Source organism: Streptomyces sp. NPDC088733, assembly GCF_044751185.1.
Taxonomy (GTDB): Bacteria; Actinomycetota; Actinomycetes; order Streptomycetales; family Streptomycetaceae; genus Actinacidiphila.
The window spans coordinates 16,455-37,781 of the sequence record NZ_JBIVLH010000035.1 but is presented as its reverse complement, the minus strand read 5'-3'; the positions used below and the strand labels follow the sequence as shown (position 1 = coordinate 37,781).

18 protein-coding genes and 2 pseudogenes are annotated in these 21,327 nt (G+C 68.6%); 11 read left to right on the top strand and 9 right to left on the bottom strand.

Translation table 11 applies throughout. From position 1 onward, the window contains the following. The first annotated feature begins 160 nt into the window (after positions 1–160). The 4 genes from ACIP64_RS37840 to ACIP64_RS37825 all read left to right on the top strand — a co-directional run bounded on the left by ACIP64_RS37840 (position 161) and on the right by ACIP64_RS37825 (position 4,258). Positions 161–484 carry a hypothetical protein gene (locus tag ACIP64_RS37840; protein WP_401596379.1) on the top strand — a complete coding sequence of 108 codons (324 nt, stop codon included), beginning with the start codon at positions 161–163 and terminating at the stop codon, positions 482–484. Positions 485–662: 178 nt separating this feature from the next. Then, complete coding sequence (locus ACIP64_RS37835) at positions 663–839, top strand: hypothetical protein (protein WP_401596376.1); 177 nt, start codon at positions 663–665, stop codon at positions 837–839. Between the two features lie 194 nt (positions 840–1,033). Next, entirely contained in the window at positions 1,034–2,374 is a 1,341-nt protein-coding gene (locus ACIP64_RS37830; RefSeq protein WP_401596373.1) for an FG-GAP repeat domain-containing protein, read from the top strand. A gap of 852 nt (positions 2,375–3,226) precedes the next feature. After that, positions 3,227–4,258, top strand: coding sequence for a PP2C family protein-serine/threonine phosphatase (locus ACIP64_RS37825; protein ID WP_401596370.1), 1,032 nt, complete (start codon positions 3,227–3,229; stop codon positions 4,256–4,258). A 140-nt stretch (positions 4,259–4,398) separates the two neighbouring features. Here ACIP64_RS37825 and ACIP64_RS37820 read toward each other — a convergent pair whose 3' ends face one another. The 3 genes from ACIP64_RS37820 to ACIP64_RS37810 all read right to left on the bottom strand — a co-directional run bounded on the left by ACIP64_RS37820 (position 4,399) and on the right by ACIP64_RS37810 (position 5,861). Further along, positions 4,399–4,773 carry a fic family toxin-antitoxin system, toxin component gene (locus tag ACIP64_RS37820; RefSeq protein WP_401596367.1) on the bottom strand — a complete coding sequence of 125 codons (375 nt, stop codon included), beginning with the start codon at positions 4,771–4,773 and terminating at the stop codon, positions 4,399–4,401. Next, positions 4,773–5,009: a hypothetical protein gene (locus ACIP64_RS37815; RefSeq protein ID WP_401596364.1), complete on the bottom strand. Its 237-nt coding sequence runs from the start codon at positions 5,007–5,009 to the stop codon at positions 4,773–4,775. Before ACIP64_RS37815 ends, ACIP64_RS37820 begins: the two co-directional genes overlap by 1 nt. Before the next feature lie 300 nt (positions 5,010–5,309). Then, complete coding sequence (locus ACIP64_RS37810; RefSeq protein ID WP_401596361.1) at positions 5,310–5,861, bottom strand: hypothetical protein; 552 nt, start codon at positions 5,859–5,861, stop codon at positions 5,310–5,312. Positions 5,862–6,213: 352 nt separating this feature from the next. Here ACIP64_RS37810 and ACIP64_RS37805 point away from each other — a divergent pair, with 352 nt between their 5' ends. From ACIP64_RS37805 to ACIP64_RS37790, 4 genes and pseudogenes are all read left to right on the top strand, one after another. Continuing rightward, positions 6,214–6,606 carry a hypothetical protein gene (locus tag ACIP64_RS37805; protein ID WP_401596359.1) on the top strand — a complete coding sequence of 131 codons (393 nt, stop codon included), beginning with the start codon at positions 6,214–6,216 and terminating at the stop codon, positions 6,604–6,606. Next, positions 6,533–7,228 (top strand): annotated as a pseudogene (locus ACIP64_RS37800) (caspase domain-containing protein); the annotation flags it as partial. The gene ACIP64_RS37805 and the pseudogene ACIP64_RS37800, both read left to right, overlap by 74 nt. Positions 7,229–7,615: 387 nt before the next feature. Then, positions 7,616–9,322, top strand: a pseudogene (dnaK, locus tag ACIP64_RS37795) (molecular chaperone DnaK); the annotation flags it as partial. 314 nt (positions 9,323–9,636) lie between these two features. Further along, entirely contained in the window at positions 9,637–10,041 is a 405-nt protein-coding gene (locus tag ACIP64_RS37790; protein WP_401596356.1) for a hypothetical protein, read from the top strand. A 219-nt stretch (positions 10,042–10,260) separates the two neighbouring features. Here the strand turns inward: ACIP64_RS37790 and ACIP64_RS37785 are convergent, their stop codons facing one another. The 5 genes from ACIP64_RS37785 to ACIP64_RS37765 all read right to left on the bottom strand — a co-directional run bounded on the left by ACIP64_RS37785 (position 10,261) and on the right by ACIP64_RS37765 (position 15,257). Further along, on the bottom strand, positions 10,261–11,019 hold the full coding sequence (locus tag ACIP64_RS37785) for a hypothetical protein (protein WP_401596353.1): 759 nt from the start codon (positions 11,017–11,019) through the stop codon (positions 10,261–10,263). Between the two features lie 17 nt (positions 11,020–11,036). Then, positions 11,037–12,179, bottom strand: a complete 1,143-nt coding sequence (locus ACIP64_RS37780) for a hypothetical protein (RefSeq protein ID WP_401596351.1) — start codon at positions 12,177–12,179, stop codon at positions 11,037–11,039. 84 nt (positions 12,180–12,263) lie between these two features. After that, positions 12,264–12,566, bottom strand: a complete 303-nt coding sequence (locus ACIP64_RS37775; protein ID WP_401596349.1) for a hypothetical protein — start codon at positions 12,564–12,566, stop codon at positions 12,264–12,266. Positions 12,567–12,569: 3 nt separating this feature from the next. Then, positions 12,570–13,697, bottom strand: a complete 1,128-nt coding sequence (locus tag ACIP64_RS37770; RefSeq protein ID WP_401596346.1) for an MFS transporter — start codon at positions 13,695–13,697, stop codon at positions 12,570–12,572. 114 nt (positions 13,698–13,811) lie between these two features. Next, positions 13,812–15,257 carry an aldehyde dehydrogenase family protein gene (locus ACIP64_RS37765; RefSeq protein ID WP_401596344.1) on the bottom strand — a complete coding sequence of 482 codons (1,446 nt, stop codon included), beginning with the start codon at positions 15,255–15,257 and terminating at the stop codon, positions 13,812–13,814. Between the two features lie 300 nt (positions 15,258–15,557). On the opposite strand from ACIP64_RS37765, the gene ACIP64_RS37760 reads away from it, so the two are divergent. After that, entirely contained in the window at positions 15,558–16,382 is an 825-nt protein-coding gene (locus ACIP64_RS37760; protein WP_401596341.1) for an SDR family NAD(P)-dependent oxidoreductase, read from the top strand. Positions 16,383–16,595: 213 nt separating this feature from the next. On the opposite strand, the gene ACIP64_RS37755 is transcribed toward ACIP64_RS37760, so the two are convergent. Beyond that, complete coding sequence (locus ACIP64_RS37755; protein WP_401596338.1) at positions 16,596–17,171, bottom strand: TetR/AcrR family transcriptional regulator; 576 nt, start codon at positions 17,169–17,171, stop codon at positions 16,596–16,598. A gap of 508 nt (positions 17,172–17,679) precedes the next feature. Between ACIP64_RS37755 and ACIP64_RS37750 the strand changes: the two genes are divergently transcribed. Continuing rightward, positions 17,680–18,156 carry a hypothetical protein gene (locus tag ACIP64_RS37750; protein WP_401596335.1) on the top strand — a complete coding sequence of 159 codons (477 nt, stop codon included), beginning with the start codon at positions 17,680–17,682 and terminating at the stop codon, positions 18,154–18,156. A 1,415-nt stretch (positions 18,157–19,571) separates the two neighbouring features. Further along, positions 19,572–20,297 carry a dienelactone hydrolase family protein gene (locus tag ACIP64_RS37745; RefSeq protein ID WP_401596332.1) on the top strand — a complete coding sequence of 242 codons (726 nt, stop codon included), beginning with the start codon at positions 19,572–19,574 and terminating at the stop codon, positions 20,295–20,297. Positions 20,298–21,327: the final 1,030 nt, after the last annotated feature.

The window sequence follows — 21,327 nt, the reverse complement described above, 5'->3', positions numbered from 1 at the left end:
GCGACGTGCGGCCCGCGTGGCAGCCGTGATCCTCGCAGGCCCGGTGCGCTTGCGTGAGGAGTTCACGGGAACTGTTCCGGTGGACCGTTCCGGCCATTGCCCGAACAGTCCAGGTTGCCCAACTGGTGGCGTTTCCACGTCAGTTGCCAGGATCCCGGGCATGTATCTCGTGCATGCCCGGCTCAGGGCTCCCCAGCAGGCCGTGCTGCCTGCGGACATGGCCGCCTGGATGCGGGCACATACGCAGACCCGGGACAGGGTCGAGCACATCGTCGCGCACCCCGCCGCCCAGCCGTATCCGGTGCTGGGCCTGTACCTGCTCGCCGACCGGCTGGAGCATGCCGAGGTCCGCGCTGCCGAGGTGTGCCGCCGTGTGCTTCGCGCCCGCGCCGAGCTGGCCGGCTGGGACCTCGTCGATGCCCGCGCACCGATGATCGCACCGTTCTACGAGGTGCTGCTGGCCCCACCGACCGCCCTGGACTGATCCGTCCAGGGCCGATTCCGTCCAGCCAATGCACCTTCCACCACTGCTGACCTGCGACGAAGCTAGTACCCGCCGGCAGGGAACCGCCGGTACGGCAGCCGGACCACGCGTCAACCGCGGGACGCGACATCCGGAGACAGCCCCTGACACCCATCTATCAGGACAGGACGGGACACCCGTGATTCTCTGCCAGATCGTGAAGGCCGCCGTTGTCACCGCCGTCATCGTCGGCTCGACCGCCCTGCTGCCCGCTGCGCAAACCGCCACCCTTCCCGGCGCCACCAGCACAGCCGCACGCAGCGCCGTCTGGGACCACGTCGCTGCTGCGACAACGGACGACATGATCTGGGACTGACTTCGCCCGCCCTGCCCCCTGCCCCCCTGCCCGCTGCGCGAGCGACCGCCCCTCCTGCTGGCATCAGCACGGCTGCCCGCGGCGCCGTCCGGGGCAGCGTCGCTGCTGCGAGGGCCGGCGAATTGATCTGGGACCCAGCTCTGCCGGTTCTCGGCCCCGACCGCTTCCCTTCCCGCTTGAAAAGGACTTCCGCCATGTCGATGAACACGATGCCGCTCCGTGTGGCTACCGCCACCCTTGGCCTGGCCCTGGGTTTGGGCGTGCTGGTTGCCCTGCCGTCGTCGGCCGCGCACGCCGCCTCCAGCGTCGGTGGGACCATCACCCGCTCCGAGGTCCTGTCCAGAGCCCAGTACTGGGCTGACCACGGATACACCTACGACCAGGGCAGTTCCGCTCCGGACCCGCAGGGGCGCGGCTACCGCAAGGACTGCTCCGGGCTGGTCTCGATGACCTGGCATCTGTCGAGCAGCCAGAGCACTGCTTCTTTTCCCGGCTCGGGCCTGATCACCTACCTGTCCACTCTCGACCAGCTGCAGCCCGGTGACGCCGTACTGCGGTCGGGCCACATGGAACTGTTCGCCAAGTGGAAGAACCCCTCCGATCACGGCCAGGGCGCGTACGTCTACTCCTTCAACCAGGACGGTGAGACCGTCCGGAACCCCTACACCAACTCCAATTTCGGCAACCTCGGCTTCGACACCTGGTCCGAACTGACCACCTACGACCCCATCCGCTACAAGAACATCAGCAACTCCGGTGACCGCGGCGACTTCGACGGCGACGGCGACCCCGACGTCATCGGTCGCAACAGCTCCACCGGCGACCTGCTCCTGTACCGCGGAACCGGCACCGGCGCCTTCAACTCCGGGTCCACCACCATCGGCAACAACTGGTCCGCGTTCAACGCCATCGTGCGGCCCGGAGACTTCGACGGCGACGGCAACGCCGACGTCATCGGTCGCAACAGCTCCACCGGTGACCTGTTCCTGTACCGCGGAACCGGTGCCGGCGGTTTCAAGTCCGGGTCCACCAACATCGGCAACAACTGGTCCGGTCTGGACAACATCACCGCACCCGGGGACTTCGACGGCGACGGCGACAACGACCTCATCGCCCGCAACAAGACCACCAACGAGCTGCTGCTCTACAAGGGCAACGGCGCCGGCGGCTTCGCCGGCAGCTCCGTCATCGGCACCAGCTGGGGCGGATTCAACCTGATCATGTCTCCCGGAGACTTCGACGGCGACGGTAACCCCGACGTCATCGGTCGCAACAGCTCGACCGGTGACCTGTTCCTGTACCGCGGAACCGGTGCCGGCGGTTTCAAGTCCGGGTCCACCAACATCGGCAACAACTGGTCCGGCTTGGACCTCATCTTCAGCGTCGGCGACTTCGACGGCGACGGGGACAACGACCTCATCGCCCGCAACAGCACCACCAAGGATCTGGTTCTCTACCGCGGCAGCGGCGCCGGAGGGTTCGCCGGCAGCTCGGTCATCGGCACCAGCTGGGGTAACTTCTCGGACCTGTTCTGAGAACCGCTCCGTTGCCCGGGCCGGTTCCCACCCGGCGCCCCTTCCGCTCACCGGATCAACGGATCGCCCCCGCGCAACCGCGCCAGGAACGATGAAGGGCTCGCCCCTGGGCCGCTTGCGGCCCAGGGGCGAGCCCTTCTGTACGGGCCCATGCCTCACGGCGTGGGCCCTGTCGGGTTTTCCAGCGGCTGTGGGCGCTCGGGGATGACGTGCCGGGCCGATCGAGCCCGCTGTCGACCGCGTGATACCCCCCCCACGAGTCGAACGTGACGTGATCGTGGTCGGGGGTTCCGGCTGGCGCCCCGCTCGCCCGTCCGCCTGGGGGCTGGTCGCGCTCGGGTTCCGGTATGACACCTCGCGGGCCGGGGACGTGGAGGAGTCGTGATGCTTCGCGGGCAGGACTACGTGTTCACGTGGTGCCGCCCGTCGGCAAGGTATGCCTACCGTTGCGGTGATCCGGCGCCGGGCGTAGCCGCAGCGACACACCCCTGAGCGGACCCTGGCGCCCGCATTCCGCGGAAAGCAATCGGACCGTACATACCTGTCTCGGCTCACCGCGTCGGCAGTCCTGCCCAGCGCCGACGGGCGTGGGTGTGGAAGAGGGAAACCGTGGCGAACGTAAGTTCTGATCGACCCCAATCAGTCTCCGCCAGTTCTGTTGCGGCAGTCTTCCCCTGCAACGGGGAGACGGTGCGCCCCGCCGGAACCGACAGCCGACCACGGCGGTGGCGGCTGCGCCTCCGGGGGACCGACCCGGCGCAGGCGGTGACGTCGATGCCTACCGTCCAAGCACTCCCGTGGCGGCTGTGGCCAGTGCTTGCCGGTGCCATCATTTTGGCCTGCACAGTAATCATGGCCCCGTCCGCGGGCGGTGGAGTTCCCTGGTCGGACTACTCCGTGTTCGCGCCCTTGGTGGCCGCGGCCCTGCTGCCCGCCAGGCGCACCCGCTTCGCGGCCGGCGTCACCCTGGCCGTGAGCGCCGCGGCGATCGCTGTCGACCGAGCCGGCGGTCTGCTGCACTCGCCCCCTTTGCTCATCCATTTCGGCACATTGGTGGCGGTGGCACTCCTCGTCGTGAGCGCTCGGGAGCGGCAGCACCGGAGCATCTGGCAGTTCCACCAGGTATGGGCGGTGTCCGAGGCGGCTCAGCGGGTGCTGCTCCGACCGCTGTGCGGGCGGCTGGGCCCCTTGCGCGTTGCCTCTGCGTACCGGGCCTCCACGGCCTACGCGATGGTGGGCGGGGACCTGTACGCCGCCGCCCGGGCTGGGTGCACGACCCGGTTCCTGATCGGAGATGTTCGGGGCAAGGGCCTGCCGGCGATCGCGGACGCCTCCGCGCTCCTGGGTGCCTTTCGGGAGGCCGCCCACCAGCACGGCACTCTTTCGGAACTGGCTGCCGCCCTGGAGAACAGCGTCCGCAGGCATCTGGCTCAGGAGGCCGACGTGGACCCGGAGGGCTGGGAGCGCTTCGTGACCGCCCTCCTGGTCGAGATCCCCGACAAAGACCATGCCCTGAAGGTCATCAGCTGCGGCCATCCGGCACCGCTGCTGCATCACAACGGTCAGGTCACCGTGCTGCACACTTCTCGACCCGCACCACCGCTCGGCCTGTCCGGGACAAGGCCGGACGACTACCACATGGACACTTTCGGGTTCGACGCAGGCGACACCCTGCTGCTCTACACCGACGGCCTCATCGAAGCCCGAAATGTCGCCGGTTGCTTCTACCCGGTCCTCGATCGGGCCGCCGCCTGGACCTGGGAATGTCCCAATACTCTGCTGCAGCAGGTCAACCAGGACCTGGACATCCACACGGGCAAGCACTTGCGCGACGACCTCGCCTTGGTGGCTGTTCAGCACACCTCCGGTCGACCAGCGGCCTGACCACCGCCGACCCCGCGAAGGGCAGGAGCGATGCCGTGCGGTAGCCCCTCTGGGGACTCGGCCCACGGTGGGGGGGGGGAGAGAGAGCGCGCAGGTGAGGTAGTGCAGCGGGTGTCAGCTCAACGGCCTTGCCACGAGGATCAGACCGACGGCCAGGCCCGCAGTGCCTCGGCGATCCTGTTCGCGGTGCAGGCGGGATCGAGGAGGAGGTCCCGCAGGGCGACCGCATCGTGATGAGAGGGCTTGACGGAGATCCCGGAAGCTTCGAGGTACATCACACCCGTGGCCGCGGCGACCGCAAGATTGGACCGCTCCAGCCACCGGCACCGACCCAAGGTGTGCACCAGTGCGGCAGCTCGCGCGTAGGGGCCGTCGTAGACCGACCGCTCCATCAACTCGGCCTGGTGCCGGGCGCACGCCGCCACAGGGACGCCGTAGTCGTCAGGAGCCGGATCGCCGGCTCCCGCGAGCTCGGCCACCTGCAGGATCCACGGGACATCGATGTGCAGGTCCATTACGCGGCGTCCACCCGCGCCCCACCCTGACCCTGCTCGGCCTCGTCAAAGACTGCTTGGTGCTCGGCGAGGAATCGCTCCGCCGCGCCCATGGCGCGGGCCCGCAGACCGCTGGCGTCCTCCAGGACGAGCTGGGCGAGATAGTCGCCGACGGACAGACCGCGATCCGCCGCCCGCTTCCGGGCGATCTCCGCGACCTCGTCGTCGACGCGTGCTCCGAGCTGTGTCTTGGCCATATCGGCATGGTAACAGCTGTTACCATGTTCGGCGAGAGCTGCGAACCAAGACCAGGAGCCGACACCCCTGCCCTACCGCTTCGCCCCCACCGGGCCACGCCCCGCGCGGGCACCCCGGCATTCAGCAGATGCTCCCCACGGCGCACTCGGCGGCCTGGCGCAACGGGTCCGTACTTGACGCGCGGACGGCTCGTCCGCCGGCGGCACACGGAATACGGCGTAGCGAGGACCGGCTGTGAGGTCCGGTGGGAGCCCGTACGAAGCGCGCTCCGACGTGTTCCGCTTGCCGGAAGCGGAAGGTCAGCGGTCGGTGATCCCGAGATCCCGGCGCATCTGGTCGCGGAGGGCTTCGAGGCGGGGCCACAGGTCGCGCAGGCGATCCCTCAGCTCCGCGCGGCCGCCTTCGGGCTGCTCTCCCGCCCCGCTCAGGCCCTTGGCCAGGCCGTGGGCGGCGCGCAGCGACCCGTTGACGGCTCCGAGCAGGCCGAGGACCTCATCAGAGACGATCATGTGTGCCTCGGCGTGCTGCACCACGTAGTGACGCCACCTCTCCTCCATGTCCGTGAGCGTGTCGGGAGTGACGGAACCTGTGGCCTCCATGTCGTGGGAGCAGTCGGACAACGCGTCCCGCAGACTGCGTGCCGCCGCGTTCAGCCGGGTGTACGCTGCGCGCCGCTCCTCGAGCATGCGGCTGTCCCACTCATGACGCCGATCCTCGGCGCGATGCCGATCGACCCGCTGCTGCTCCTGCCCCAGGGCACGTTCTGCACCACGCTGCGACAGGCGCACCGATGCCAGCGAGACCGCGCCTCCGATCAGGGCAGCCACGATGGTCAACAGCGCCGCACCCACGCCCCGCTCCTTTTCCCGGCTGTTCCTGTCAGCCTGGTCCTTCCTGACGACGCGCAAACAAGGAAGCCGCCCTCGGCTCCGGCACGCCGGCCTGCCGTGCACTCCCCTCGAACGCTCCTGCCGGAGCCCCCTGTTCGGTCCTGCGATCAGGCGGTGCGCCGGCATGCGGATGCGGGCGGCGTCGACGGCACGGACTCCTCCCGCGCTTACCGGACCGAGCGGGATCAGGCGCAAGTGGAGTTCACGGATTCCGGTAGCCGACTGGCATGTCAGGTGAGGGCAGTTGTGTTTTCCTGCGGCGTCAAGGGGATTTCTCGTATGATTTGTGCGGATCACATCTTCATCGGGGGCGATGTTGGAAGCCAGGCTGATCGTCGATTGCTCCGACGCGGGGGCGGGTGCAGCACAGCTCGGTGAGCTGGCTGAGTGGCTGCGGTTCGAGCGAGAACTGCGTGGTCGGGTCCGACTGGAACGCGCTGAGATCCCCAGTGACCGAATGGGCGGGCTTCCCGAAGCCCTGGTCGTGGCTCTCTCCTCGGGTGGGGCCGTGGCGGTACTGGCCCAGGCAGCCGTTGAGTGGGTGCGGCATCGGACCAGTGACGTGACGCTGAAGGTGGTCAGAGCAAGCGGAGACAGCTTCGAGGTGAGCGTCCAGCGGGCCTCCTCTCCCGATGCACTGGTCACGGACCTCGTCACGTTCCTGCAGCAGGAGCAGCAGGGTGCGGTCCTCGATGAGACGTCCTGACAGCGCGCGGTCACGCGTCGTCCTGATCGGCACCGCCGACTACCCGGCCGACGTCTCGCTGCCCGATCTGCCCTCGGTACTGAACAACCTGACGGACATCGTGAGTGCGCTGAGCACCGCGGCTCGCGGCTGGTTCACCCCGGAGACCTGCGAGGTCATCAGCAACCCGGGCACAGCCTCCGAACTGGGCCAGCGCCTGGCTCTGCTCGCTCCTCAAGCGGAAGATCTCCTGTTCGTCTACTACGCCGGCCATGGTCTGCTCGACAGCCGTGGGAATTTGTACCTGGGGCTGTCCCACACCCGCAGGGATCTGCTGCGCTACACGGCCATGCCGTTCGACGGTGTGAGGGAGATCGTCTCCGACAGCCCCGCGCGCAATCGTGTCGTTGTACTCGACTGCTGTTTCTCCGGACGCGCCATCGACGTGATGGCCCCCGATGACGTGGTGATGGACCAGACACAGATCACCGGCACCTTCACTCTCACGGCCACTGCGAGCGGGGTGACCGCGCTTGCGCCCGAAGGGGAGCGGAACACTGCCTTCACTGCAGAGCTGCTGAGACTCCTCACCAAGGGAGATCCACGGGCACCCGAGCAGTTGACACTGGATCATGTCTACCGGTCCCTGTATCGGGGACTGCGCAGTCGAGGTCTGCCGGAACCGCGTCGACAGGGCACGGACACCGTCGAGGATCTCATCCTCGCCCGAAACATCGGCTACCGCCCGCCTTCGGACGAGAGCCGCCGCGGCACCGCCGACAGCGAAGTCCGGGGCTCGTCCCGGTTGCTTGTCGAGGACGCTGAAAGGCTGGGGCGCAGCGGCGACCCGGAGGCTGCGGCCCAGCGGTACGACCAGGTCGCCCACCTTCTTGCCCAGCTCTACGGCGCCGCATCGCAGGATGCGCGAAATGCGGAAGTCAGCCGCGACCACTGGGCACGACAGGTCAGGCAATCGTCCGGATCAGCGCGGAGAAGGCCGGCCTCCCGTGCCCCGGCCAATGGCAGGGCGATAGGCATCGACTTCGGCGCCACCAACTCCGCTGTCTGCCTGCTGGAGCGTGGCGAGCCCACCGTCATCACCAACGCCGAGGGTGCCAGGACCACGCCGTCCATCGTTGCCTTCGCGGAGAACGGCGAGGTGCTCGTCGGCGAGGTCGCCAAGCGTCAGGCGATGATCAACGTCGACAGGACCGTACGATCGGTCAAGCGCCACATGGGCACCGACTGGCGGATCAACCTCGACGGCAAGGACTTCAACCCGCAGCAGATATCCGCCTTCATCCTGCAGAAGCTGAAGCGTGACGCCGAGGCCTACCTCGGTGAGAAGGTGACCGACGCGGTCATCACCGTCCCCGCCCATTTCAACGACTCCGAACGCCAGGCCACCAAGGAGGCCGGCGAGATCGCGGGCCTCAACGTCCTGCGCATCATCAACGAGCCCACCGCCGCCGCCCTGGCCTACGGCTTGGACCATGACGACCAGACCATCCTCGTCTTCGACTTGGGCGGCGGCACCTTCGACGTGTCCTTGCTCGAGATCGGCGAAGGCGTGGTGGAGGTGAAGGCCACCAGCGGCGACAGGCGACTGGGCGGCGACGACTGGGACCAGCGCATCGTGGACCATCTCGTCAAGCGATTCAAGAGCGGCTACGGGCTGGACCTGGCCCGGGACAAGAAAGCAATGCAGCGACTGTTCGAGGCCGCCGAGAAGGCGAAGATCGAGCTGTCCTCGTCCACCGAGACTTCGATCAATCTGCCCTACATCACGGCGTCCGCCGAGGGCCCGCTGCACCTGGACGAGCGCCTCACCCGCGCCCAGTTCCAGCAGCTGTCCGCGGACCTGCTGGAGCGCTGCAAGATCCCGTTCCACAACGTCATCAAGGACGCGGGCATCCAGCTCTCCGAGATCGACCACGTCGTCCTCGTCGGTGGCTCCACCCGCATGCCCGCCGTCGCCGAGCTCGTCAAGGAGCTGACCGGCGGTCAGGACGCCAATAGGGGAGTGAACCCGGACGAGGTCGTGGCCATCGGCGCCGCGCTCCAGGCCGGTGTGCTCAAGGGCGAAGTCCAGGACGTGCTGCTGCTTGACGTCACCCCGCTGTCCCTCGGTATCGAGACCAAGGGCGGCATCATGACCAAGCTGATCGAGCGCAACACCACGATCCCGACGAAGCGTTCGGAGATCTTCACCACGGCCGAGGACAACCAGCCGTCGGTGCAGATCCAGGTCTACCAGGGTGAGCGCGAGATCGCCGCGTACAACAAGAAGCTCGGTGTGTTCGAACTGACCGGCCTGCCTCCGGTCGCCCGAGGCGTGCCACAGATCGAGGTTACTTTTGACATCGATCCCAACGGCATCATGCGCGTCACGGCAAAGGACCTCAGCACCGGCAGGGAGCAGAAGGTGACCGTCACCGGTGGCTCGGCGCTGCCGAAGGACGACATCGACCGCATGATGCGCGAGGCCGAGCAGTATGCCGACGAGGACTACAAGCGCCGCGAGTCCGCCGAGACCCGCAACCAGGCCGAGCAACTGGCCTATCAGACCGAGAAGTTCCTCAAGGACAACAGGGACAGGGTCCCCAGTGATGTCAGGACCCGGGTCGAGGCCGCCGTCGCGGACCTGAAGGAGAAGCTGAAGGGCAAGGGCTCCGCCGCCATCCGCGAGGCCACCGAAAAGGTCTCTGCCGCCTCGCTCGAGTTGAGCCGAGTGATGGACAGCCGACGCCGTGACGCCAACTGAGCGAGCACCCCGGATCACCGAACGATCTACAGTCCCGAGCCGGGATCACGTGCGGCCGACTTCACCGCCGCAACGAACGCAAAGCCGAACACTTCCTCGCGTTCCGTCGACGCGTGAGGTGGTGTCGAAGACGGAATCGCCAAACCAGGTCCGCTATTGGGGCGGAGTGGTCAATATCAGATGGAAATGACTATTAGTTAACATTTTTTCCGATCTCAAGGCATATTGGCCAAAGGGGCGTAGGGTGCTAGCCGGGTCGAGGAACGTTCGATCCGAGGGAGTTCCCCATGAGTAACAGCAGGCACAGCGCCTGGCGCGCGACGGGACTCGCCACCGCATTCGCCACGGCAGCCGCAATCCTCTCCATCACGCCGGCTCACGCCTCCACCGCAGACCTGTCCGCCTGGGTCAGCGACGGTTGGGGCGGCGGAACCATCACCAGCCAGCCCGCCGGAATCAATTGCCACCAGGCGGCGTGGGACCCGTACGCGACCAACGAGTCCCAGCCGTACCCGACCGGCACCTGTACGGCCAGCTTCGAGATTGGCACCACTGTCACCTTCACGGCCGTGCCCGACCCGGGGTCGTCCATCAACTTCGGCCCCGACCCGAACCCCGTGACGGTGCACGCAGGCTACAACTGCACGTGGGTCATGTTCTGTCCGAACGACGGCCTCTGCTCCGCAGGTTAGAGCGACTCAGGCCCACGTCCGTTCGCACTCCTACGACAACGAGAAGAGTCCCCCGTCGCCTTCGGCGACGGGGGACCGCGCGCAAGCAGAGTGGGCGATGTCCCAGTTGTCGAGCGGTTCCTGGCGGGACGATCTCCCGTTCTGAGGCATGACCCGGTTGGTGTGCCGCGTTCGGTGTCGGACCGGCACGGCCTTCGTGCCGGGTGTGGGTGTTTCAGTTCAGCGTCTGGCTGCTACGGCTGCCGCGGCCACCGTGAGGATGCGGTGCAGGACGGGGACCGGGATCGCCGGGTTGGTGACCGCTGCGCTTGCCGTGTCGCGGTCGTGCAGCAGTCCGGCCAGGACGCGGGCCGGCAGCCGCGGATTGCGTACCGCTGCGCTGCGGACAGAGCCGTCCGGGTCGTTCAGCAGTCGCACCGCATCGGCCGCTGACACCCGGGGGTCCTCAGCTGCGCGGCGGCGCACCTCGGCTTCGGGATCCCGGGCCAGCCGGGCGACGTCGGCCGGCGTCGACTCGGGATCGTCCAGGGCCAGGCGGCGCATCCGCCCGCTGGGGTCGGCGATGTGGCGCAGCAGGCCGGTGCGGGGGAAGTTGGGGTGGCTGCGGGGCCGGCCGGGGTGGCTGAAGCTGCCGTCCCACCAGCGCCAGACCTCCAGCAGCATGTCGGCCGGCGCGTCCTCGCACGATTCGGCGAGGAACAGGCGGACCACGCGGTCCTCGTCTTGCGCCAGGCGCGCCACGACATCCGGCGGGAGGTGCCGGGCTCGTGCCACGCTGCGGCGGACCAGCGGGTGGGAGGACGCGGCGAGGCGGCGCATCGCGTCGGCGTCACCGTGCAGGTCTTCGACCCAAGGCAGGGTCCGCGACATCAACGTCGGGTCGAAGTCGTGGCGTAGCGAGGCACGTTGCTTCTCGGTGAGGTCGGGGCGCAGCGCCACCACGGAGCGGATGTCGTCCCTGGGGTCCTGTGCCAGCACGGCGACGCCGTGTGTGCTCAGGCCCGGGTTGGCGGCCAGCGCCCTGCGTACCTCCGCGTCCGTGTCCCGGACCAGCTCTGCCTCCAGTTCGGGCGCGAGGCGGCACCGTTCGAGCGCGCGCTGCGGGTCGGGCAGGGTGGCGAAAACGTTGCGAGGGATCGGTATCCCGGTGTGGTGGGCGAGCAGCGCGGCCGTTCGCACCACGGATTCGGTGTCGGCCAGCAGCCGCTCCCGCAGCGGCGCAGCCAGGTCCTGCCACCGGGCACAGGCCGCGGCCCGCACCCGGGGATCGGTGTCGGCCGCCAGGCGGGGAGGTGCCGTGCGGGGAGCCCCGGGAGTTCGGCGGCTTGCGCGCGGGACGGGCCGGCCAGGAGGTCGTCGTACAGGTCCTCGGGGAGTTCGGCGCCCCAGATGCCGGCGTGCTCCGCCCAGAGCACGCGCCGGTCCGGCGACGGTTCGGAGCGAATCGCGCGTATCCACTGGTCGGAGGTGAGCTTGGGCCGGAAGGTGTCGGCCGGCCTTGACCGCACCTGCGGATCAGGGTGCGCCACGGCGGCGTCGAGGACGGCGGGCCGGTCGCATCCGTGCAGGAAGCCCTCCTCTACATCCAGCAGCCGGATCAGCAGTTCGTCCGTCGCGGCCGGATTGGACCCGATCCCCTCCGCCCAGTGCAGCGGCCAGGCAGGTAGGCCGGGCACCGCCGCCCACACCTCGGCGCGCTCGGCCTCCGTCTCGAGCCCGGCGGCCGCGGCGGCCTCCTCCAGCCGCTCCGGCAGTCGGTCGAGGGCCGTCACCCGAGGTCCGTCCGCGCCGGGCACCTCGGCCAGCAGCACCTGCCCGTCGAGGGAGAGCGCCACGAACCCGGGGTCCCCGGTCAACTCCGGCACGCCGCTCCCTGCGTGCCGGACCCGGGTCCACCACGCGTCGTTGCCGCCGATCCGGTGCCTGAGGACGGCTACCAGGAACTCACCGTCGGCATCGCAAAGACGGTGCCACCATTCCGGATCGAGTGCTTGGCGGGCCGCTCCGTCCGGCGCCGCGATTCCCCGGGCGATCCGTCGGCCGGCCTCCGGCGGGAAGATGCTGCCCGGGCGTACGTTCTCGACGACCGTGAGCCCGGCGCGTGCGAGTAGTGCGTGGAGTTCCCTTTGGCGCTGCACGCCGTCATGATCCCCGCCGACTCGCGGTGGGACAAGGCCCGCAGCCCCGGGCCCAACCAGCCCTGAAGATGTCTCTTGCGCTGTTCAGCCCCTTCGGGGCAGGAGCAGTGCCGTCATGGTGGCGAGCAGGGAGGCGGCGGACGCGCTGAGGAACACCGCGTGAAAGGCGCTTTGCGTGGGGACGAGAGTCCCGTGGAAGACGGTCACGTTGGTGGTCAGGATCATGCCGAGCACTGCCCCGGACGAAGAGGTACCGAGTGACCGCATCAGGGTGTTGAGGCCGTTGGCGGATGCCGTTTGGGTAGCCGGTACGGCGGTCATGACCAGCAGGGGCATCGTCGAGTAGGCCAGCCCGACGCCGGCGCCGATGATGCAGGCGGTGAGCACGAGTCACCAGACGGTGTGGGTGAGTTGCAGGCCGAGCAGCCAGCCGAGCGTGACCACCGCACAGCCCGTCGCCAGGGTGGTGCGGGCGCCGAACCGTGCGGACAGGCGCGCCGACGGCTGTGAGGACAGCAGCATGACGAGCCCGGGGGGCGCCAGGTACAGGCCGCTGGCGAGCGTCGACAGGCCCAGTCCGTAGTGGGTGCCCTTGGGCAGTTGCAGTAGCTGACTCATCGAGTACGCCAGGGCGTAGGTGGCGTAACCCACCAGGACCGCGGTCACGTTGGTGACGAGCACCTGCCGACGGGAGGACACCCGCAGGTCCACCAGCGGATGCGGCTGCCGCCACTCCCACCGGCCCCACCAGGCGAGTACTGCTGCGGCGGCCACCAACAGGCCGTAGACGGGAGGGCTCGTCCAGCCCCAGGCCCCGCCCTCGGACACCGCGAGCAGCAAGGCGACCAGGCCCACGGCGAGTCCCACGGCTCCGCTGATGTCCATCTTGGGGGCCGACGCCGGGCGGGACGACGGGGGCACGACGGCTCGCACTCCTGCGAGCGCCACCAGGGACAGGGCCGAGAAGACCCAGAAGAGCAGGTGCCAGGTGACGCCGCGGATGAGCAGGGCCGCTCCCGGGAGGGCCAATGAGCTGCCGACGCCGACCATGGAGCTCATCAGCGCGATGGCCGTGCCGACCCGGGCGCCGGGCAGTACCTCTCTCAGGATGCTGATGCCCAGAGGGATCACGGCCAGCGAGCACCCTTGGATCGCACGACCGGTGATCACGACGGGCAGTGAGTCGCCGAGCGCGCAGAGCAGGGAACCGGTGAACAGGGCCATCAGCGTCCACAGCAGGACGCGGCGCTTGCCGAACATGTCGCCGAGGCGCCCGATGATCGGGTTCGCGACCGCTCCGGTCAGCAGGGCGGCGGTCACTGCCCAGGCCACACCGGAGGGGGAGGCGTCCAGCAGGTGCGGCAGCTGTGGGATGAGGGGGACCACGGCCGTCTGGGCCATCGATGTGATCAGTCCCGCGAAGGCCAGGGCAACGGTCACCAGCCCTGCGGCGGGAGCGGTGTCCGTCGTGCCAGTGCCGCGGATGCGGGTGCCGGGTGTGCGCTGGAGGCTTCTCATGATGTGGCTTGTCCTTCGAATCGGTAGGGGGAGGACGCAAGACGGTGCCGCGCGTCGCCTTCGGATGCGCGCGGCACCGTCTTGCGTGCGCCGCTGTCGGGCGGTGGCCTGCGCTCAGCGGTGTCCCACCGAATCGGAGGAGACGGCCTGGTGGATGACCTGCAGATCGGTGAATCCCTCCAGTGCCCAGTGGCCGTTCTCCACGCCGACGCCGCTCCACTTGATGCCGGCGAACGGCTGGTCGAAGGCCACGGCGGTGTGGGTGTTCACCCACGTCATGCCGGCCTCCACGCGCTCGGCCACGGCGGCGGCCCGCTCGGGGTCGCTGCCCCAGACCGAGCCGCCCAGCCCGAAGTGGGTCGCGTTGGCCCGGGCCAGCGCGTCCTCTGTGTCGCGGTAGCCGATGATCGGCAGCGCGGGCCCGAACTGCTCTTCGTCGACGATCCGGACGCCGTCGCTGACGTCGGTCAGGATCGTGGGCTGCCAGAAGTAGCCGTTGCCCTCCATCGGGCCGCCGCCGGCGGCGATGGTCGCCCCCTGGCGCACGGCGTCGTCGACCAACTCCGCGATACGGTCGCGCTGGGGCCGGTTCTGGAGCGGACCGTACTGTGTCGTGGGGTCCGTGCCGTCGCCGACCCTGGCCGTGCGGGCCAGCTCCGCGAATGCCTCGACGACCGCGCCGCGCAGCCTTTCGGGGACGTAGATGCGCTTGGGGGCCACGCACACCTGCCCGGTGTTGTGGAAGGCGCGCGGGAAGAGGCCCGCGGCGACAGTGGCCGGATCGGCGTCGTCCAGGATGATCGCCGCGTCGTTGCCGCCGAGCTCCAGCGTGGTGCGCTTGAGATCGTCGGCGGCGACGCGCGCGATGATCTTTCCGGTGGCGGTGGACCCGGTGAAGCTGATCTTGCGGATGAGCGGGTGCTCGGTCAGGGCGGCGCCGGCCTCGTTGCCGCCGCTGATCACGTTGAACACGCCGGGCGGCAGTACGCCACGCAGTACCTCTCCGACCTTCAGCGAGGACAGGGGTGTGTACGGCGAGGGCTTGAGCACCACCGTGTTTCCGGCGGACAGTGCCGGAGCGATCTTTCCGGCCCCGATGATCAGCGGGAAGTTCCACGGCGTGATGATCGCGGACGGTCCGAGCGGGCGGCGCACGATGTGCACCAGGGCCTCTTTGTCGTCACGGAGCACCTGGCGCTGGAGTTCCATGTCCGCGTAGTAGCGGAAGTAGGCGGCGGCCGTGGCGACCTCGCGAGCCGACTCGGCCAGCGGCTTCCCCTGCTCGGCGGTCAGGATCTGCGCGATCTCGTCCTGCGCCGCCCCCACGGCGTCAGCGGCGGCGTGCAGGGCGGCCCGACGCGCGGCCGGGTCCGACCGCCAGGCGGCGAACGCGTCGTAGGCGGCTTTCACCGCGGCGTCGACGTCCTCCGCCGTGGCGTCCGGGGCGGAGGCGAAGACCTCGCCGGTGGCCGGATTGATCACGGGTATGCCGGCCCGGATGGGATGGGCCTGGCCGGCGATCGTGGCCGTCAGGGGTGTGGCCGGCGTGAATGTGGACATGAGCGTCCCTCCTTGTGCGGTCGCGCCTTGATCGGCGATGACCTTGTACCGAACGAACTAGTTCGGAGCCTATGCACCGCGACGCTGTTTGTCCAGAACTAGTTCGTTCGGTGCGGTGGCGAAGCCGCTCGGGCGAGGCCCTTGATCAGGGGTGGAGCACCTGCACCGGCGCGCACCCGTCTCCGGGTGGACCCGCGCGATCGACGGCGTCCCGAAGCACCGCAACACAGGCTTGCCCACCAGCCCGGACAGCACTCTGCGACCGGAGCTGCAGTGACCGACGGAAGAGGAAAGCACGTCATGACGAAGGTGTGGTTCATCACCGGTGCCTCCCGGGGGTTCGGCCGTATCTGGGCCGAAGCCGCCTTGAGTCGTGGTGACCTCGTGGCGGCGACAGCACGGGACACGCGGGCACTGGAGGCCCTGCGCGAGAAGGCCGGCGACCGGCTCCTCCCGTTGCCGCTCGACGTCACCGACCGCTCGGCCGCGGTTGAGGCCGTCGACCGCGCGCACAGCTACTTCGGGAGGCTCGACGTCGTGGTCAACAACGCCGGTTACGGGTTGTTCGGCGCCGTCGAGGACATCGGCGAGGAGCAGGCCCGCCGGCAGATGGACACCAACGTCCTCGGCACGCTCTGGGTCACCCAGGCCGCGCTACCGCACCTGCGAGCCGCAGGGACGGGCCACATCATCAACGTCTCCAGTGTCGGCGGAGTCGTCGCATGGCCTCTCTTCGCGCTCTACAACGCCACGAAGTTCGCCGTGGAGGGCCTGAGCGAGGGACTCGCCAAGGAGGTGGCCGGTTTCGGCATCAAAGTCACCATGGTCGAACCGGGCTTCTACGCAACGGACTGGGGCCGCTCCTCCTCCGTCCAGGCACACCCTTCCCCGGCGTACGAGGCTCTGACCGAAGAACGAGCAGCCCTTGGCGCCTCCGTCCCGCAAGGTGATCCGACCGCCACCGCACCGGCCATTCTCGAACTGGTGGACAGCAGCGAACCGCCGCTGCGGCTCTTCCTCGGGGACGGGCCGCTGACGTTGGCGAAGGCCGCATACGCCCAGCGTCTCGCCGAATGGGAGAAGTGGAATCACCTCGCAGTGCTCGCCCAGGGCTCACAGGCCTGAGGAGGAAGCACCCAAGGCGTGGCCCGAGCGAACGGCGTGACGGCCGAACGTGGAAAGGCATCGCCGACCGCGTCGAGCGGTGCGTCCTCGCGCTGCTCGACGCGATCCGGCACATCAACAAGCGGCGAGTGCGCTGCAGATGCCTGTGAGGCAGAGCGCAGGCGTGCGGGGTGAGGTCTACCGGAACCAGGGCAGCTGCGATGTGACGTGCTGTCAGGGCTTCGAGGGTTCGTCCTGGACGATCCGGCTGACAGCGGTGACCACCGCGGCCCTCAATTGCTGCCATCGATCAGCCGACCATGGCGCGCCGCCGTCGGCGACTTGCAGGCCCAGTGGAGTGAGTGCCTGCACGTGCTGGATGGCCCAGTTGATTGCGTAGAGATCGGCGGGCGCGAGCGCCTGGCCTGGTTGCGCTTCCGCCAGCATGGCGAGGCGCTGCTGATAGTAGTCGAGCTCCGGCTGGGTGGGGGCGGGTCGCTCCAACTGACGCCACAGGGTCAGGCGCACTCGGTCGGGCTCGGCGGCGTAGTAGTCGAAGACGGCACCGGCCACCTGGGGGAGATCCTCGAAGGAAGCCTGCACCCTCTCCACGGCGAACCCCAGGCGCTCCGCGACCACAAGGTCGAACAGCTCCTCTTTCTTGCCGAAGTATTCGTAAATCGCACGCTTGTTCGCTTTTGCGTTCTCGGCGATCCGGTCGATACGGGAGCCGGCCAAGCCGTAAGCGGCGAACTCGCGGTAGGCCGCCTCGAGGATGCGTGCCTTGGTGGCGCTGGAGTCTTTGGGCATGCCGCGAGACTACCGAACGAACCAGCTCTTTCGTCTACGTTGAAGGCGTATGATTCGAACCAGTTCGTTCGGCAGTCGCCGGCAGCTGGCCTCGCCCCCGGCGTTGTTGCGGAACAGGGCGGACGCTTCGGTGCCGCAGGCAGCTTGTGCCTTCCCTTCCGCTTGCGGGAATGCGCCTATGCCGTCCGCGCCCGCCCAGCCAGAGCCTTGACGACGCCACGCAGAATGGGGACCCACCGACACGTCCAACGCCTTTGTCGGGACCTCTTAGACATCTCGAAGATGAGCCGGTGGACGTCTCTATATCCGGACCCTCACCCCGACGCCGGGACAAACACCCGAATCAGGTGGGAATCCGTACACCACTTCCAAGGACGCAACCCCGTGGTGCACCCGTGGCTGGGCGCGTTCGTCACGAAGCCGCCAAGCCGAAGTGCTGACCGCAGGTACTGTCCCGAACAGAATGGGCGGCTCATCTCCGCAGGTCAGCCAAAGCTACTGTGTCGCTATGAGATCCATACCCTGGGCCATTTGTACTGCCGTGCTCGGCCTGGCGATTGTCGCCGTAGTCTCCGTCATGGCCTTCCTCTTCTTCGACGGCCAGAACAGTGCCCTCGACGTGCTCATCGTCTCCGCGCCCATCCTTGTTGGTCTCGGGTTCGGTGTGTCCGGCGCGTGGCGAAGAGCCAAGGGCATCCGGCCCACACCCCCGGCGCCGCTCGGTCCCTGGGGCAAGGTTCTGTGGAATGTCCTCGCGCTGTTCCTGTGCTTCTGGGCACTTGTCTTCTTCATGACACTTGGCAAGGTCCATGACCCGGCCATGGCGGGCGTTTGCGTCGTGTTTGCAGGCGCCTTCGTGTGGGGTGCCGTACGTGCCTGGAAGAGGATCGGCGTGACCGGCCAAACTGAAGAGTCTGGCCGCCCTTACAGCGCTCGCGACCCCAAGACGGGCGAATGGGCGAAGTGGGACCGAAGGCAGCGATAGCCCTGGAGGCACGAACGCGCCTCCGCCGTCCCGAAGGACAGCGGGGGTGCTCCGCGGCCGGTACGCCTTGTTGGCTTTGTTCACGGGTATGGGCGGCTGTTTTCAGTGGGCTGGGAGGTACCCGGACCGTGCAACGTTCGATGCTCACGAGAAATGACAGCGCTCGGCCGTCGGCCGCAGCTGTGCCGATCGAACGGTGCAGCTGTGGGGAAGCGGACGGCCTTGAGCAGGTGCACTGCACAGGCTCCGGTCAAGCGGAGTTCTCCGCTTTCTGCAGTGTCCGGTAGGTCCGCCGTACTTGCGCTGGGCCCGGGCGTCCAGGGTGACGGGGCCGGCGCGCACGATGCGTGCGAGCGTGTGCCCCTTGATCACCAGCCGGCCATGTTTGTGCTGCGAGGTGGAGTGGGGTCAACTGCCTTTTGAACGGCGGCTGACGGACGGGCGGGACCAGGTCGGCTGGGACGTTGTCGTGCGACGGACACGGGCCGGTGCTGCGCTGCGCCACGTCCGCCGTGTGGGTGGGCCGGCTCGGGCAGGGCTCTTGGCAGGCCGCGGTGTGGGCCGGTCCGCTGGTGTACCCCCGAACCGGTGCGGTGGGGACCACTGCCGGCCGACGGCGTCCTGGGGTGTAACTCCGCCATCCGGTCGAACAGTCGAGCAGTCGCCCGTCGCTGGTGCCGATGAGCAACCGCCTTGGCCCGGTGACGGTCAATGCCGTCCGGACGGCGCGCACTCCGGCAACAGCGATATGGCTGCGCCAGCGCACGGCACCTTCGCGGAGATCCCGCGCGACGATCTCGCCGTCGTCGTACGTGACATGTACGGTCGGCGTGTCGCAGTCGAGATCGGTGGCCGGTCTGTCGGTCCGGAAAACCCAGATCGGCTGCCCGGTGGTCACCTCGCGCCGCACGACGAACGAGCCACCGGGCTGCAACCCCTGGCCGTTGTACACGGTGCCCGCGTGGACCAGAGATCCGTCCGCGGCCTCGGCACCCGGTCCGGCGGAGTGTGTTTCATCCGGCTCCCGGGAGTACGGGAACATGTGCCTGGCCTCCGCTTGCGCCCGGCGGGTGCGAAGCCCGGCAGGCCGTCGTCGCCACAGTCGACTACGGAGACACGTGTAGCGCCTCATCGACACCACAGCGTCGGCCGAGCCGCCACGCGCTCGCAGATCAGCGCACTCGGAATGATCCTGAAGGCCAGGAGACCATTTCCTTAGTGGTCGGCTCCGTAAATCCTTCGGGGGTTGACTCCGGAACCTATGTCGTGCGTTGTGCCGGGGCGGGTGCTGCCGTGGGAATGGGGTTGTGACGGGTCTTGTGAGTCACCGCCGCATTTCAGAGGGGTCCCCGCGCTGTTCTGCCAGCGGCGAACCCCAGGCCGACCGGACTCGACGATCACTACAGTCCAGTCTCATGACGAGGATCACGACGCGTACGGTCGAGTACCCGGCCGACGGTTTGACGATGATCGGGCATCTCGCGGTCCCCGCAGGTCTCGACCGCCGGCCCGCGGTGCTGCTCGGACCGGAGGGCATGGGGCTCAGCGACGTCGAGCGCCGCCGGGCCGATGCTCTCGCCGAGCTGGGATACGTGGCGCTGGCCTTCGACCTTCACGGCGGGCGCTATTTGGGCGACCCCGAGGAGATGCTGGCCCGTTGTGTACCACTGCTCTCTGATCCCGACCGGATGCGGGGCATCGGCCATGCGGCACTCGACGTGTTGCGCACAGAACCGCGGACCGACCCCGACCGGGTCGCCGCCATCGGCTACGGCACCGGAGGCGCCATTGGGGTGGAACTCGGGCGCGACGGCGTCACCCTGCGCGCGATCGGAACAGTCAACGCACTGACCACGGGCCGACCGGGCGAGGCAGCGGGCATTCGCTGCCCGGTGTGGGTCGGCGTCGGGTCGGAAGACCCGATCATGCCGCCTGCACAGCGGGACGCGTTCACCTCCGAGATGCAGGCCGCTGGCGTCGACTGGCGCCTCACGGTCTACGGCGGCGCTTTGCACGCCTTCCACCACCCGACGGTCGACCACCCCACGGTCCCCGGCGTCGGCTATCACCCACGGCATGCGCAGCGAGCCTGGCGCGACGTCGTCGACCTGCTCGCCGAGTGCCTGCCCGTGACGGAGTGATCTGGTCAGTTCAAGCTGTCCTGGGGCAGCTGTCCCACACGGATGTCGGTGATGCCCACCCCGTCCTGCCGGGGCCCGCGCCTCCCGGGCAGCCCGGGCAGCCCGGACGCGGCGCTCCTGTTGGACAGGTCAGCTCGGCACAGAGGCGTCCGCTGGGCGCGGTGACGATCGGAACGTCCGGGCAGAGCGACGGCTCCCGCACCAGGGGGTCTCGTTCGAGGTCGTCGACCGCCGGCTGCCGGCGCGTCTTCACCGTCACCCAGTGCACCAGGTACGCGCGGCGCGCGGCCGTGTACGGGGGCAGCCACTCCGCGACGTCCTGGTCCCCTTTCGCCCTGTTCGAGCGTGGCGATTCGCCGATGTCAGAGATGACACCAGGTCCACTACGAGGAGACGTCCAGCTCCGCAAGCCCGTGGAAGTCTCACAGGGCGAGAATCCGACCTCCGTCGGCGCAAGGACCGCGAGGAAGCGGATTGACCACGCAGGGGTCAGTTCACTGACGCACTCCAGCCGTCACTGGCCGCGATGAGTAGGGCTCCCCGGTGCAGGTCGAGGCTGCAGGTGGCAGTGGGCTTCCCCACCTGGACAAACGGGCCAGGGCCGTGGAAGGCGACTGTGTCGAGGTGGAAGGCATCGGGATCGGTGCAGCTGACAGTACTCAGCCGCCAAGGCGTGGAGAGGGCCTGGCTGAGCCCGGGCGGCACGGCGAGTTGGAGTTGGGCAGTGGCAGGACGATCCGCATCGTATTGGGTGTGTGCCGCTGTCCAGGTGGCCATGACGAGGACCGCCTGCGCCGGCGGACCAGACGCGGGCGTACTTTCGGACGGAGACGGGGGAGTCCGACTGGCAGTCCGCGGCACCTCGACGAGATCCGGGTGGCCTGCGCGCTTGTTGAGAGCGTCTGCGAACCAGTCGGAAAGCTCCGGGCTGCCCTGCGCGACCCAGGCAACGTTGTACCGGCACCGGGCTGGCACCACTGAAGTGCGCCTCGCCCTCCTCGACAGTTGGGCGGAGCTGAACCGCAGCTTC

Coding starts and splice junctions, on each gene's coding strand:
- ACIP64_RS37765 (WP_401596344.1), bottom strand. CDS start 15,257: ATGTCCACATTCACGCCGGCCACACCCCTGACGGCCACGATCGCCGGC.
- ACIP64_RS37830 (WP_401596373.1), top strand. CDS start 1,034: ATGTCGATGAACACGATGCCGCTCCGTGTGGCTACCGCCACCCTTGGC.
- ACIP64_RS37840 (WP_401596379.1), top strand. CDS start 161: ATGTATCTCGTGCATGCCCGGCTCAGGGCTCCCCAGCAGGCCGTGCTG.
- ACIP64_RS37770 (WP_401596346.1), bottom strand. CDS start 13,697: ATGAGAAGCCTCCAGCGCACACCCGGCACCCGCATCCGCGGCACTGGC.
- ACIP64_RS37805 (WP_401596359.1), top strand. CDS start 6,214: ATGTTGGAAGCCAGGCTGATCGTCGATTGCTCCGACGCGGGGGCGGGT.
- ACIP64_RS37790 (WP_401596356.1), top strand. CDS start 9,637: ATGAGTAACAGCAGGCACAGCGCCTGGCGCGCGACGGGACTCGCCACC.
- ACIP64_RS37820 (WP_401596367.1), bottom strand. CDS start 4,773: ATGGACCTGCACATCGATGTCCCGTGGATCCTGCAGGTGGCCGAGCTC.
- ACIP64_RS37825 (WP_401596370.1), top strand. CDS start 3,227: ATGGCCCCGTCCGCGGGCGGTGGAGTTCCCTGGTCGGACTACTCCGTG.
- ACIP64_RS37815 (WP_401596364.1), bottom strand. CDS start 5,009: ATGGCCAAGACACAGCTCGGAGCACGCGTCGACGACGAGGTCGCGGAG.
- ACIP64_RS37745 (WP_401596332.1), top strand. CDS start 19,572: ATGACGAGGATCACGACGCGTACGGTCGAGTACCCGGCCGACGGTTTG.
- ACIP64_RS37750 (WP_401596335.1), top strand. CDS start 17,680: ATGAGATCCATACCCTGGGCCATTTGTACTGCCGTGCTCGGCCTGGCG.
- ACIP64_RS37760 (WP_401596341.1), top strand. CDS start 15,558: ATGACGAAGGTGTGGTTCATCACCGGTGCCTCCCGGGGGTTCGGCCGT.
- ACIP64_RS37755 (WP_401596338.1), bottom strand. CDS start 17,171: ATGCCCAAAGACTCCAGCGCCACCAAGGCACGCATCCTCGAGGCGGCC.